This window comes from Bacillus sp. JAS24-2, from assembly GCF_008274905.1.
GTDB classification, from domain to species: Bacteria; Bacillota; Bacilli; order Bacillales; family Bacillaceae_G; genus Bacillus_A; species Bacillus_A cereus.
Map to the genome: position 1 here is coordinate 4,343,157 of NZ_CP031068.1, position 13,097 is coordinate 4,356,253.

Below are 13,097 nucleotides of genomic sequence, written 5' to 3' on the forward strand. Positions count from 1 at the left end.
ATTTGAAAATCACCTTTGCATAAGCTAAGGTGATTTTTTTGCAGAAAATTTTTTTCTTCTCCTAAACATTTCTACTTTACTAACGAACTATGATGGAGTACAATGTTCAAAATACATTTAAACCGATCGATTTTTCTTCATATACACCATAAGATAAAAGGAGTGAATGTTTTATGCACCGTATTACGCTTGAACAAATTTTTAAACACCACATTACACAAAAATACGTAAACCGTTCTGGAATGGTCCACGCGATCGCTGTCGCTTACCATGCGTTTCACCTAGCCAAAAAGCATCACGCCTCAGTCGATGCTGCCACAAAAGCTGGCTTCCTTCATGATATCGGACATCATACGTGGTACACAGGCGGTGAATGGGATTATGACTTATATAAAAAGAATGATATACACGCAATTAAAGGTGCTGAAAGAGCACATAAATTACTTATTAGATTAGGAGAACATCCAAAACTAGCAAAAGAAATTTCTATTGCAATTCTTCTTCATACAGATTCTTTCTTAGTGGAACAAGAAATTGAAAGAACATCTCTTCAAAATATTATTAAATGGGCAGACGAAGCAGATGAAGAACCGGGCGGAGCGCATCATTATCGAACAATTTCTTATGAAAAAGCACTTAAAGCAATTCAGCAATTAGATCGATTGGTAGAGCGTGAATTGCAAATAGAGCAAGCAAAATTGAATAACAAGACAGAACATAGTTATCAATAAGAAAGAGGCATCACTACAGGGTGATACCTCTTTTATTATTTTATGGAAAATACACCTTTATATGTAATATTTAAATATTACGCCTGAAAACAAAATGCCTTATAATTAAATATACAAATATAAAGAGGTGATTCTACATATGCAACCCGCTACACAACTTTCTAATGAACAGAAATACTCTATGTCATGGGGACAATTTATTAGCTCCGTTGTATTCGCTTTTTTCGGAACCGGACTTATTACTGTGTTCCTCGCAATGCCCTTAACAATTTATACAGCCGGTCTTACAGATAAAAAACAAATTGCCCTGTATGAATCTATCGTAAATACTGCAAGTATTGTATTACAGCTAGCCGTGTTGTTATTCTTCATTTTTAAATTCGAACCCGCAAAAAAATTACTACTACAATCATTTAACTTTAAAGCACTGAGAGAATGGCGTACATACGTATACTTACTTCTTTTCTTCGCTATAAACATTTTACTCAATTACATCTTGTTAAATTATGTGTTCCAAGACGCAACAAAGCAGCAATCTTCCGCACTAAACTTAGATGTCTTTAAGCAGTATCAAATATTATTACTTCTCGGCTTTGCAATACTCACACCAATTTTTGAAGAGCTTATTTTCCGTGGCTTTATACTTCGCTTTTTCTCAGAACGCTTTCCATTTTGGATTGCAGCGATTATAACAAGCTTCTTCTTCGGTATCGCTCATACATACTCACTTGGCGTAATGGTCATTACTTTCTTCATGGGATTATTAATGGCTATTTTATGTAAAAAAACAAAATCCATTATTCCAGCTATGTTATTTCATATTATGAATAATTTGTTGGCATTCTTGAATTAGAAAGAGGTATCCTCACGATACCTCTTTTATTAATTCGTATGATCACTTCTCATCTCTATCAATTTATACATATTTATTAATAATATCCAAAATAAACCTCATGTAGTAAAATATAACTTAATTCATATAAAGGAGTTTACATATGTTCAGTGTTATTTGGATGCTTTTCACGCCACTTCTCTTACTATGCGGGATTGCTGGTGGTATTTTTTTAATAGTAACAGGAATTAAATATCGGAAATTACTCGTTGGTTTAATGGGGCTACTTAGCCTATCCTTTGTCACACTACCTTTTGTTTTTTTAAGTATAGGAATTAATATGGATACAATCTTTCCCATTCCAACTGCTCTTTACTGGACCCTATTTTCTTTAACTGGATTATTAGCTGGATTAAGTGGATTACAAGCAAAGATTAAAAGTATCCGTAATATGGGATTCATTATTTTTATCGCTGGTATATTAGGAGTTATCTTCTGGTTACTCATGACTGTGGGTGATTCGTACTATATATAATATTTTTTGAAACTCACAAATCGGAGGTAACACAGAAGTGTTCGGAATATTAACTTGGATGATTTTAGCTCTTACTTTAATGGTATGCGAATTCATCGTTGGCATTTTTTTAATTATTTTTGGTATTAAATGTCGTAAATCACTTACCATTATAGCTGGTTTCATTAGCATATCGCTTATCGTTGTTCCTATCGTTTGTATAGGTTCTGGAATAGATTTAGAGGGGATGATTCCAATTTCAGGAACTTTATATTGGGGTCTCTTCTCTTTAGCTGGACTATTAGCTATTATAAGCGGCAGACAAATATCAAGTATTCGTGCTATGGGAACAATTTTATTTATAACAGGGCTGTGCTCCGTAGCTGGTTACCAGCTTTTATATTTAACTGCATAAAGAACACAAAAAAGCAGGGAATTTAATTCCCTGCTTTTTTATTTGGTTTATTGCCTGATGGTAAGAAGAACGATAACACCCAAGCAATCCCTGCGAGTATCGTTGCAATTAAGAAGGCATCGTTAATACCGTTAATTGCAGATAGCTTTGAAATTTGTCCATATAATAGTTGTGTGCTCATCGCGTCTCCTGCTTGAGCTGATCCAGCTAAGGCCGCTAAACTTTGCCCCATGCCGTGTATTTTATCAACTAAAATTGGGTTTGATGTTGTTAACATGTTGCCGTAATCTGCTACGTGAGCAGTCGTTTGTTGCGTCATAAGTGTAATTAAAATCGCTGTTCCGATTGAACCCGCTACTTGTCTTGACGTATTTTGCGTTGCTGTACCGTGAGAAATTAATTTCATCGGCAGCGCGTTCATACCAGCCGTCATAATTGGCATCATAATGAATGACATACCAATTGAACGTATAATATAATCCGTCATAATAACGCTATACGGTGTATCCATCGATAATTTTGTAAATTCATATGTCGCATACGTCGTAATTGCCAATCCAATTATCGCTAATGGACGAATGCCATATTTATCGAATAATTTACCCGCTACTGGTCCCATGATCCCCATAATTAATGATCCTGGAAGAAGTAGTAAACCAGATTCAATTGGCGTAAAGCCACGAATGTTTTGCAGATATACTGGAAGCAATAACATACCTCCGAATAATGCCATCGTAACGATTGCGTTAATTACTAAAGTGAAAGTAAATACTGGATATTTAAATACTTGTAAATCAAGCATTTTATTGTCCGTTGTTAACTCTCTCCAAATAAATAACGCTAAACCAATTACACCAATGATAAGTGAAATAACAACTTCTGCACTAGTCCAACTATTATTTCCAGCCTCACTAAATCCGTACAATAAGCTTCCTAGTCCAATACTTGAACTAACCACACCAAATACATCTAATTTTGTTTTAGACACTGGCTGAGCTAGTGTAAAGAATTTTAAAGATAGGAACGTAATAATTAAACCGATAATAAACATCGCATAGAACATTAAGTTCCAGCTGTAATTTTCAATTACCCAACCTGTTACAGTCGGTCCGATAGCTGGAGCTAAAATCATCGCTACACCTAGTAACCCCATCGCTGCTCCGCGCTTATGAGGCGGGAATAATGTCATGAAGATATTCATACCAACCGGCATTAAAATACCCGCACCAACCGCTTGAATAACACGGCCCGTCATCATCATCGTAAAGTTTCCGGAAGTAGCACAAATGATAGATCCTACCGTAAAGAATAACATTGCTGCTACGAATAATTTACGATACGTAAATCGTGAAACTAAAAATGCACTAATCGGTACTAAAATACCATTTACAAGCATGAAGCCTGTAATTAACCATTGTGCTGTTGAAGTTGATACGTTAAATTCATTCATTAACGGAGGTAATGCAACGTTAATAATTGTTTGGTTTAAAATAGAAACGAACATGCCGAGAATTAATACAGCTACAACTGCTTTTACGTTCACATTCTCTACAGGCGTAGACATTTGTTTTTTCGGCACTTCTTTTTCTTGTTTTACTTCTTCTTGCTTTCCTGTTTCTAACTCAACTACATTAGAAATTTCCGATTCTTGCTTTCGTTCAATTTCTTTCTCTTCTGTTTCAACTTTACTTATTTCTATTTTACTTACGGCTGGGACTTGTTCTTCTCCCATTTTCGTTTTTTTCTTTCGTAAAAGACGATTTACAAGGAAGAAGACGATTATACAAAATAGTGCATATCCTGCAATTACAATTGAGGACATCTCATCTCCCCCTTACTTATGAATACGAACTGTCACATTCATGCCAGGAACAATATTTACTGATTTGCTATGATCTAAAGAAATTTTAACTGGTACTACTTGTGTTACTTTCGTATAGTTCGCTGTTGCGTTGCTTGATGGCAACATAGAGAATGTATTCGCTGTTGTTAAGCCAACTTGTTCTACTTTTCCTGTTAACGTTGTATCTGGGTATGCATCTACATACACATCTACATCTTGACCTTTTTGAACATCATCAACATCTGTTTCTTCAATGTTTGCTGTTACCCATAAATTGTTCATATCGAATGCGTAAGCAATCGGGCTACCAGCTCCAACGAAAGCATTTGTTGTTGCGTTTGATTGTACAACCGTTGCATTTTGTGGAATTGTTACATCTACTGTTTGTTCTCCATTAGCTGCCGCTACAGTAACAGTACCTAGTTTATCGTTCTCATTATAATTTTTTCCTACTTCAGCTTTCCAGTCAGTTAGTTTACCTGCTACTGGTGAAGCAACCGGAATTACCTTCCCATCAATCTTTGCATTGTCTGTTTTTAAGTAATTTTCCGTTTGGTTGTAATAGTAATAACCGCCAATACCGCCGCCAACTAGTACAATTAATGTGATAATGTTGATAATTACCATTCTTCGAAACTGATTCATTGCATTCCTCTCCTTATATCGCATATAATTTTTTTCTAAACTATTTATGTCCTTATTGTTTAGATTGTTTAATTGTTAATTATATTAACCTTTTAACAAAAAAATCACACCATCTGCAGCGTAAATCGAAATTTATCTACCTGCGAGCGGTGCTGATTTCTGAAGGACTATCGTTTATAATTATAAATAATTATTTTGAATCTACAACCGACAATTTACGTATGAAATGTCGCTTAAACAACAATATAATACCAATATGTTGTTTAAGTATAGAAAATTAAACGAGGAGAAGAAAAATGTCTATTAAAAATACAAATGATCCACGTGTAAAGCGAACGAGACAACTCATTCAGGATGCTTTTGTCGCTTTAGTAGGCGAAAAAGGCTTTGAAAATGTAACTGTGCAACATATCGCAGAACGCGCTCCTGTAAATCGCGCTACATTTTATAGCCATTACCATGATAAATATGACCTATTAGACAAAAGTATTGAAGAAATGTTAGAGAAGCTAGCAGAAGTAATTAAACCGAAAAATAGAAATAAAGAAGATTTTCAACTTACATTTGATTCACCTCACCCTACTTTTTTGGCTTTATTCGAACATATCGCAGAAAATGTAAACTTTTATAACGTTATGCTTGGGGATAAAGCTGCCGGAAACTACTCTTATAAAATGATGAAAACAATACAAGTGCATTTAACATTAAGCTTGTCTATTTCACAACCAGATGATGAAGATCTTATGGTTCCTCGTGATATTTTGATTAGTTATGTGACAGGGGCTCACATCGGAATGATTATGTCATGGTTAAAAAGAGGAATGATATATACTCCGCATTTTATGGCGATGCAATTAACTCGTTTAATTATTTTAGGCGCTCATACTGCAGCAGGATTAGAACGGCCTTTTTAAAACATAAAAAAGCGAAGGAGAATCTCCTTCGCTTTTTCTATTAATTAAATGTAATGTTATGTACAGCCTCTTTATCAAGACGTTTAATAACTTCTACAATTAACTTCACTGCATTTTCATAATCATCACGGTGTAACATTGCCGCATGAGAATGGATATAGCGCGTCGCAATTGTAATTGCCATAGAAGGAATACCATTTACAGCAATGTGAATCGCACCCGCATCCGTTCCTCCGCCCGCTACTGAATCATATTGATAAGGGATTTGTAATTCATCAGCAACATCAACTACGAAATCACGTAAACCTGTATGTCCAATAACAGAAGCATCATATAAAATGATTTGTGGTCCATCGCCCATTTTACTTTGTGCTTCTTTTGACGTTACACCCGGTGTATCTCCAGCGATACCAACATCTACTGCGAACGCGATATCTGGTTTAATATAATTCGCAGATGTTTTTGCGCCACGAAGACCAACTTCTTCTTGTACAGTTCCAACGCCATATACAACGTTTGGATGCTTTTCATCTTTTAATTGTTTTAATACGTCAATTGCAATTGCACAACCGATTCGGTTATCCCATGCTTTTGCAAGTAACATTTTTTCATTCTTCATCACTTGGAATTCAAAGTAAGGTACAACTTGATCTCCTGGTCGTACGCCCCACTCCATTGCTTCTTCTTGGCTAGAAGCACCGATATCGATGAACATGTCTTTAATTTCAACTGGCTTTTTACGAGCTTCTGGAGGTAAAATGTGCGGTGGTTTTGAACCAATTACACCTGTTACATCTCCTTTACGCGTTACAATCGTCACGCGTTGCGCAAGCATAACTTGTGACCACCAGCCACCAACCGTTTGGAAGCGAAGGAAACCTTTGTCATCGATTTGTGTAATCATAAATCCAACTTCATCCAAATGACCTGCAACCATAATTTTCGGGCCGTTTTCTTCCCCTACTTTTTTTGCAACTAAACTCCCTAAGTTATCAGTAGAAAGTTCGTCCGCAAACGGCTCGATATATTTCTTCATTACTTCACGTGGTTCACGTTCGTTACCAGCAATACCACGTGCATCCGTTAATTCTTTTAGCATTGTCAATGTCGCGTCTAATTTTGTCATTGCCAACACCCTCCTTTTTCTTCAGTCAATTCATTATACAATAATTAAATTGAAATATTCAAAAATTAAATTAGTATCCTTGTGTTTGACGCTGATGATTTACTTCATTTTTATCTAAATATGCTTTTTCAATCTCTTCTTGCTCAAATTCAAGTGCTTGTCCAAGTCGAAGATAGCTCGTAAATAATTCAATATAGTTTGTAATAGATGGTTGATCTGTAAAACGAATTACTTTCGCATATGTGTCTAAGAAAATTTCCACTTGTGTTTTATTCGTTTGTGCACATTTATAGAATAGGAAGTTTTTATCAATACCTAAATCAATTCCGATTGATAAAATAAAATGCAAACCATCTACGTACTCTTCTAATATCACTTCACGCTCCGAAGCTGGTTTGTTGCTCCAATATTTAAAACAACGTGTTTCATTTGCAAGTTCTCCAATTTCTACAAGAAGAGCTAACATTTTTTCTTTTAACAATTTTTTCGGTTGTAAGTCATGTTCTTTTGCAATACGGTCATCTAATTCTTTTTGTAATTTAAATAGTTGTAGTAAGTCCATTCTATTGTCCTCCTCCAACATCGCATTTTACGCAACAATGTTGTTTCATCTCAAAGTTCATTATTATGTTTCAGTTCTTATGAATAAGTCAGCTATCTACCTATTTATAAAATAGCTTGTCCTTAATTTACAAATACGTTTCAGTCATCGCTCTTAAATTGTTCATCTGATGAAAGTTCCATATCATCTTTCCATTATAGCAGTGTCGTTTCGGCTAGGAAAGATACTCTTCTTTCCAAAAGAGCAGAATTAAAAAAAGCCAGGAGTATTCTCCTGACTTCATATGTATATTCTTCTATACTGCTATAACTTTTATATTGATTTTGTCATATTGATAATGACATAGTCGTTAATCTTTAGAATTTCTTTTCACTTCTAACTTCTCTTTGAATACAAATAAAAAACCTTAGAAGAAAATTCTTCTAAGGTTTTAACTAATTAATTAGTTAATGTTGTTTTTTGCAACTGTTGCTAATTCAGCGAAAGCTTTTTCGTCATGAACAGCTAAGTCAGCAAGCATCTTGCGGTTAACTTCGATGCCAGCATTTTTAAGACCGTGCATTAAGCGGCTGTAAGAAAGACCATTCATACGAGCTGCTGCGTTGATACGTGTAATCCATAATTTACGGAAGTCACGTTTCTTTTGACGGCGGTCACGGAATGCATACATTAGAGATTTCATAACCTGTTGGTTAGCAACCTTGAATAATGTATTTTTTGAACCGTAGTAACCTTTTGCTAATTTAATTACTTTTTTACGACGTTGACGAGTAACTGTACCACCTTTTACTCTTGGCATAATATTACCTCCTAATTGTTCTATATATCAGCCGAACTTATTTTAAGTTGTCAAGCATTTGACGAATGCGTTTGAAGTCACCAGCGCTTACTACACCAGCTTTACGTAGTTTACGTTTAGCTTTTGTAGATTTGTTAGCGAATAAATGGCTTGTGTAAGCGTGAGAACGTTTCAGTTTACCTGATCCAGTCTTTTTGAAACGCTTTGCAGCGCCGCGATGAGTTTTTTGTTTAGGCATAGGTATTTCCTCCTCTATCTATTACTTATCGTTTTTCGGTGCTAAAACTAAGAACATACTGCGTCCTTCCATTTTAGGCTTAGATTCAACTGTACTAACTTCAGCACAAGCTTCTGAGAAGCGATCTAAAACACGTTGACCGATTTCTTTATGAGTAATGGCACGTCCTTTAAAGCGAATTGACGCTTTAACCTTGTCGCCTTTCTCTAAAAACTTGATAGCATTACGAAGTTTTGTGTTAAAGTCGTGTTCATCAATTGTTGGACTTAAACGAACTTCTTTCATGCTAATTACTTTTTGATTTTTGCGCTGCTCTTTTTCTTTCTTCTGTTGCTCAAAGCGGAATTTACCGTAGTCCATAATGCGGCATACTGGCGGTTTCGCATTTGGAGCAACTAATACTAAATCAAGATTAAGATTTGCAGCTAAGTCTAAAGCGTCATTACGAGACTTGATTCCAAGTTGATCGCCATTTGCGCCAACTAAACGTACTTCACGTGCACGAATTTGCTCGTTAATCATCATATCCTTGCTAATAGTAAGCCACCTCCAAGGTTTTCTCAGAACATATTTTGTAGTCATAGAACCCGAACAAAAAAAGTGCGGGCATACGACACCCACACTTGTAAAATCTTAAGTAAGAAATACATTTACCTGTTAACTGCGAATGCGTCCATCAGGTGAGAAGCGGGTGCTTCTACTTGTTCCACAAAACAATATTCTATTATCCTTGATGAGTTTATCATAGGACATGACGTCTGTCAAGAAGACGCGATGTGTTTTACTAACAACAAGAAATATTGTAACAAACAACTAACATACTTGCAATACTTTTTTATGATAAGTGTCACATGGTTATTTTTTCTAATTTCTCTCGAGTATATTACATAAAAAAGCCGCGGTATACCGCGGCTTTTTCTTATCGTTTTCCTTCTACTTTAATCATGTCAACAAAAGCATCTAATGCGATTGTTTCTGATTTTTGTTCACCATATTTACGTACGTTTACGCCGTTTTCAGTTACTTCATTGTCACCTACTACAAGCATGTACGGAATTTTTTGCATTTGTGCTTCACGGATTTTGTAACCGATCTTCTCTTCACGAGTGTCTAATTCAACACGGATACCAGCACGACGCAATTCGTCTTGTACTTTCTTCGCATAGTCTAAATGTACTTGCGGAGAAACTGGAATTACTTGTACTTGAACTGGAGCTAACCATGTTGGGAATGCACCTTTGTATTCTTCAATTAAGAAGGCTACAAAACGTTCCATAGTTGATACAACACCACGGTGAATTACAACTGGACGATGTTGTTTACCGTCTTCGCCAACGTATGATAATTCAAAGCGTTCTGGAAGTAAGAAGTCTAATTGTACAGTTGAAAGTGTTTCGTCTTTTCCAAGAGCAGTACGAACTTGAACATCAAGTTTTGGACCGTAGAATGCCGCTTCACCTTCAGCTTCATAGTAATCAAGACCCATTTCATCCATAGCTTCTTTTAACATACCTTGTGCTTTTTCCCACATCTCATCATCCGCATAATACTTTTTAGTATCTGCTGGGTCGCGGTAAGATAGACGGAATGAGTAGTTCTCTAAACCGAAATCTTTGTACACTTCTAGAGTTAAGTTTACAACACGTTTTAACTCTTCTTTAATTTGATCTGGACGAACGAAAATGTGCGCATCGTTTAAAGTCATTCCGCGTACACGTTGTAATCCAGATAACGCACCTGACATTTCATAACGGTGCATTGTTCCAAGTTCTGCAATACGGATTGGTAATTCACGGTAGCTGTGAATATCATTTTTATAAACCATCATATGATGAGGACAGTTCATTGGACGAAGAACTAATTCTTCGTTATCCATTTCCATTGATGGGAACATGCCATCACGGTAGTGGTTCCAGTGACCAGAAGTTTCATAAAGCTCTCTGCTCCCTAGTACTGGAGTATATACGTGATCATAGCCTAAGCTTGCTTCTTTATCAACGATGTAACGCTCGATAATGCGGCGGATTGTTGCACCTTTTGGTAACCAAAGTGGTAAACCTTGTCCTACTTTTTGGCTATTAGTAAATAGTTTTAATTCTTTACCTAATTTACGGTGATCGCGCTCTTTCGCTTCTTCAAGCATACGTAAGTGCTCATCTAATTCTGCTTTCTTAACGAATGCAGTACCGTAAATACGTTGTAGCATTTTATTATTGCTATCGCCGCGCCAGTAAGCACCTGCAACGCTTAATAATTTAAACACTTTAATTTTCCCTGTAGATGGAAGGTGAACACCACGACAAAGGTCGAAAAATTCGCCTTGCTCATAGATTGAAATAACTGCATCTTCTGGAAGATCGTTAATTAAATCTAATTTTAACTCATCGCCGATTTCTTCAAAGCGACGAATTGCTTCTGCACGTGGTACTTCATGACGAACGATTTCTAAGTTCTCGTTCACGATTTTTTGCATTTCTTTTTCGATTTTCTTGAAGTCTTCAACTGTAATTGCTTCTTCCATATCAATATCGTAGTAGAAGCCATTTTCAATTACTGGACCAATGCCAAGCTCAACCTTAACATCTTTATATAAACGTTTTAACGCTTGTGCTAAAAGGTGGGCTGTTGAATGGCGTAAAATATATAGGCCATCTTCAGAATCTAATGTAATGATAGAAACTGCACCATCTTCTTCGATTGGTGTAACAAGATCGATCATCTCATCGTTTAATTTTCCAGCTACAGCTTTTTTCTTTAAGCCTGGGCTAATAGAAGCTGCGATTTCTTCAGTTGTTACGCCTTTTGGAAACTCCTTCACAGCTCCATCAGGGAAAGTAATTTTAACTACATCTGCCATCACTGGTCACTCCTCTTTTTCTCAAAATAAAAAACACTCATCCCGTAAAAAGGGACGAGTGTTGAATTCGTGGTTCCACCCTTGTTCCAATTAACATAATTGTTAATTGCTCAAGTTCAACATAACGGTGTTGTCCGTTAGCAATTACTAGAAAAACCGTTCACTGCTAAAGTTTAGAGGTGGTAAGTAATAATCCCGTACTAGGAAGCTCACACCCTAAGGCTTCCCTCTCTGAAAATCGTAGAAAACTACTCATGTCCTCATCATGACATTTCAATATATTTCATTTATGTAGGTAATTATATGCTCAAAAACTTAGAAAATCAAGGGCGTTACCTTTATTTTTTAAATTTTTCACATTGCGCTCAAAATCATGTAATCCATGTAATTGGACCCGTTCTTGGAACACATTTCGCAAAGTAATAATCATATTATGGTCTTGTTCTTTCGTATATAAATAAATCTTTTTAGGCGAAATAGAAAGAAGCGGCGCAATTACTTTCGTATCAATATATACATCATTTTGCTTTAATAATTCCTCATCTATATATTGGACCAACTTCTCCTGTTTTAAACGTCTACCTTTATCATCATAAAAGATAAAGCTTTCATCAAAAATAAGATGCACGCAAGACAAACGTGATTTACGGCTACTTACTTGTTGCCGAAGCGTCTCAATGAACATTTGGTATTCTTGCTCCATCTTATATTCATCAATTGCCACTTCCGCAAGTTTAGCCACCATTTCCCTATATGTACGAAGACGAAAACGGATATATGATGAAAACGAGAATGAGAGCGGATCACAAAGCCAATTATTTAAAGAAGACTTAATATATGACTCAAATGCGTTACGCGTTAAATCCTGAGCTACACCTTTTCTTCTTCCCTTTAAAATCTCATGTGCCATGTGCAATATTTGATGACACTCTTCTTGTTCTTCATAAAAAAACTTTTCTTTTAAAATCGTATAAATCCACTCATTTTGTTTCACATTCACAATGAAATACACCATTACTGGCAATAAGATTTTTTCAATATAATTCGATTCACGTACTGGTATGTGAATCACCACTTTTTGTTCCTGTAAATACACACTCGTTTCCTTATATAACACTTCCGCTCTTTTCAGCAATTGTCTATATACGTGCATAGCATCATTTTTTTCTTCGAAGCAAATTTCAATCACTTTTGTCCCCCCTTTTATCCCCGCTCTAAAGGACTGTATCTATACGTTACAAATCCTATAAGAGTCCGTCCCGCGTGAATTTCACTCTTAGTAGAATCACATTTCCTATCGTTAGAAAATCCACTCAATATGGCTTGCTAATTTTATATATATTAAGGGAGGGAGAAAAAAATGATACAAGCTACTATGAATTTTTATTGTATACTTTACTTATCAATAAAAGGGGGTATCTGAATGTTTGAATATAAATTCGTAAAAGTCGAATTACATTGGGGGTTCACTCGCTCAAAACCAGCTGAAGACTACCAAGAAATTATTCAAGAACATGCTAGAGATGGCTGGAGGTTCGTACAGATTGTTGCCCCTACGTTTGGCAGTTCTGGACAACCTGAATATTTCGATCTCATATTCGAAAAGAAAATATCACTATAA

General features: G+C 35.9%; 15 protein-coding genes and 2 other annotated features. Of the genes, 6 read left to right on the forward strand and 9 right to left on the reverse strand.

Annotated features, from left to right (window positions below; all coding sequences use genetic code 11):
• Positions 1 to 173: 173 nt before the first annotated feature.
• The 4 genes from DN407_RS22540 to DN407_RS22555 all read left to right on the forward strand — a co-directional run bounded on the left by DN407_RS22540 (position 174) and on the right by DN407_RS22555 (position 2,492).
• Positions 174 to 731, forward strand: a complete 558-nt coding sequence (locus tag DN407_RS22540) for an HD domain-containing protein (protein WP_000554786.1) — start codon at positions 174 to 176, stop codon at positions 729 to 731.
• Positions 732 to 870: 139 nt separating this feature from the next.
• The gene (locus tag DN407_RS22545) at positions 871 to 1,584 is read left to right on the forward strand and encodes a CPBP family intramembrane glutamic endopeptidase (RefSeq protein ID WP_001182122.1); all 714 of its coding nucleotides are present in this window, start codon (positions 871 to 873) and stop codon (positions 1,582 to 1,584) included.
• Between the two features lie 142 nt (positions 1,585 to 1,726).
• Positions 1,727 to 2,098: a DNA-binding protein gene (locus DN407_RS22550; protein ID WP_070179522.1), complete on the forward strand. Its 372-nt coding sequence runs from the start codon at positions 1,727 to 1,729 to the stop codon at positions 2,096 to 2,098.
• Positions 2,099 to 2,135: 37 nt separating this feature from the next.
• Positions 2,136 to 2,492 carry an ammonia permease gene (locus tag DN407_RS22555; protein WP_065222750.1) on the forward strand — a complete coding sequence of 119 codons (357 nt, stop codon included), beginning with the start codon at positions 2,136 to 2,138 and terminating at the stop codon, positions 2,490 to 2,492.
• Positions 2,493 to 2,514: 22 nt separating this feature from the next.
• On the opposite strand, the gene DN407_RS22560 is transcribed toward DN407_RS22555, so the two are convergent.
• The gene (locus DN407_RS22560; RefSeq protein WP_149216644.1) at positions 2,515 to 4,314 is read right to left on the reverse strand and encodes a DHA2 family efflux MFS transporter permease subunit; all 1,800 of its coding nucleotides are present in this window, start codon (positions 4,312 to 4,314) and stop codon (positions 2,515 to 2,517) included.
• Between the two features lie 12 nt (positions 4,315 to 4,326).
• Positions 4,327 to 4,980: an HlyD family secretion protein gene (locus DN407_RS22565; RefSeq protein WP_001071419.1), complete on the reverse strand. Its 654-nt coding sequence runs from the start codon at positions 4,978 to 4,980 to the stop codon at positions 4,327 to 4,329.
• Positions 4,981 to 5,276: 296 nt separating this feature from the next.
• Here DN407_RS22565 and DN407_RS22570 point away from each other — a divergent pair, with 296 nt between their 5' ends.
• The gene (locus tag DN407_RS22570; RefSeq protein ID WP_000023661.1) at positions 5,277 to 5,894 is read left to right on the forward strand and encodes a TetR/AcrR family transcriptional regulator; all 618 of its coding nucleotides are present in this window, start codon (positions 5,277 to 5,279) and stop codon (positions 5,892 to 5,894) included.
• 40 nt (positions 5,895 to 5,934) lie between these two features.
• Here DN407_RS22570 and DN407_RS22575 read toward each other — a convergent pair whose 3' ends face one another.
• From DN407_RS22575 to ytxC, 7 genes are all read right to left on the reverse strand, one after another.
• Positions 5,935 to 7,020, reverse strand: coding sequence for a M42 family metallopeptidase (locus DN407_RS22575; protein ID WP_000163555.1), 1,086 nt, complete (start codon positions 7,018 to 7,020; stop codon positions 5,935 to 5,937).
• 70 nt (positions 7,021 to 7,090) lie between these two features.
• Positions 7,091 to 7,582 carry a dUTP diphosphatase gene (locus DN407_RS22580; protein WP_000365050.1) on the reverse strand — a complete coding sequence of 164 codons (492 nt, stop codon included), beginning with the start codon at positions 7,580 to 7,582 and terminating at the stop codon, positions 7,091 to 7,093.
• A 442-nt stretch (positions 7,583 to 8,024) separates the two neighbouring features.
• Complete coding sequence (gene rplT, locus DN407_RS22585; protein WP_001138362.1) at positions 8,025 to 8,381, reverse strand: 50S ribosomal protein L20; 357 nt, start codon at positions 8,379 to 8,381, stop codon at positions 8,025 to 8,027.
• A gap of 37 nt (positions 8,382 to 8,418) precedes the next feature.
• Entirely contained in the window at positions 8,419 to 8,619 is a 201-nt protein-coding gene (rpmI, locus tag DN407_RS22590) for a 50S ribosomal protein L35 (protein WP_001125945.1), read from the reverse strand.
• A 21-nt stretch (positions 8,620 to 8,640) separates the two neighbouring features.
• Positions 8,641 to 9,144, reverse strand: coding sequence for a translation initiation factor IF-3 (infC, locus tag DN407_RS22595; protein WP_000973215.1), 504 nt, complete (start codon positions 9,142 to 9,144; stop codon positions 8,641 to 8,643).
• Between the two features lie 63 nt (positions 9,145 to 9,207).
• Positions 9,208 to 9,328 (reverse strand) — a sequence feature (ribosomal protein L20 leader region).
• Between the two features lie 210 nt (positions 9,329 to 9,538).
• Positions 9,539 to 11,476: a threonine--tRNA ligase gene (thrS, locus tag DN407_RS22600; RefSeq protein WP_000786083.1), complete on the reverse strand. Its 1,938-nt coding sequence runs from the start codon at positions 11,474 to 11,476 to the stop codon at positions 9,539 to 9,541.
• Between the two features lie 47 nt (positions 11,477 to 11,523).
• Positions 11,524 to 11,752 (reverse strand) — a binding site (T-box leader).
• Positions 11,753 to 11,783: 31 nt separating this feature from the next.
• Positions 11,784 to 12,665, reverse strand: a complete 882-nt coding sequence (ytxC, locus tag DN407_RS22605; protein ID WP_000569629.1) for a putative sporulation protein YtxC — start codon at positions 12,663 to 12,665, stop codon at positions 11,784 to 11,786.
• Positions 12,666 to 12,899: 234 nt separating this feature from the next.
• On the opposite strand from ytxC, the gene DN407_RS22610 reads away from it, so the two are divergent.
• Positions 12,900 to 13,097: a DUF4177 domain-containing protein gene (locus DN407_RS22610; RefSeq protein ID WP_000464456.1), complete on the forward strand. Its 198-nt coding sequence runs from the start codon at positions 12,900 to 12,902 to the stop codon at positions 13,095 to 13,097.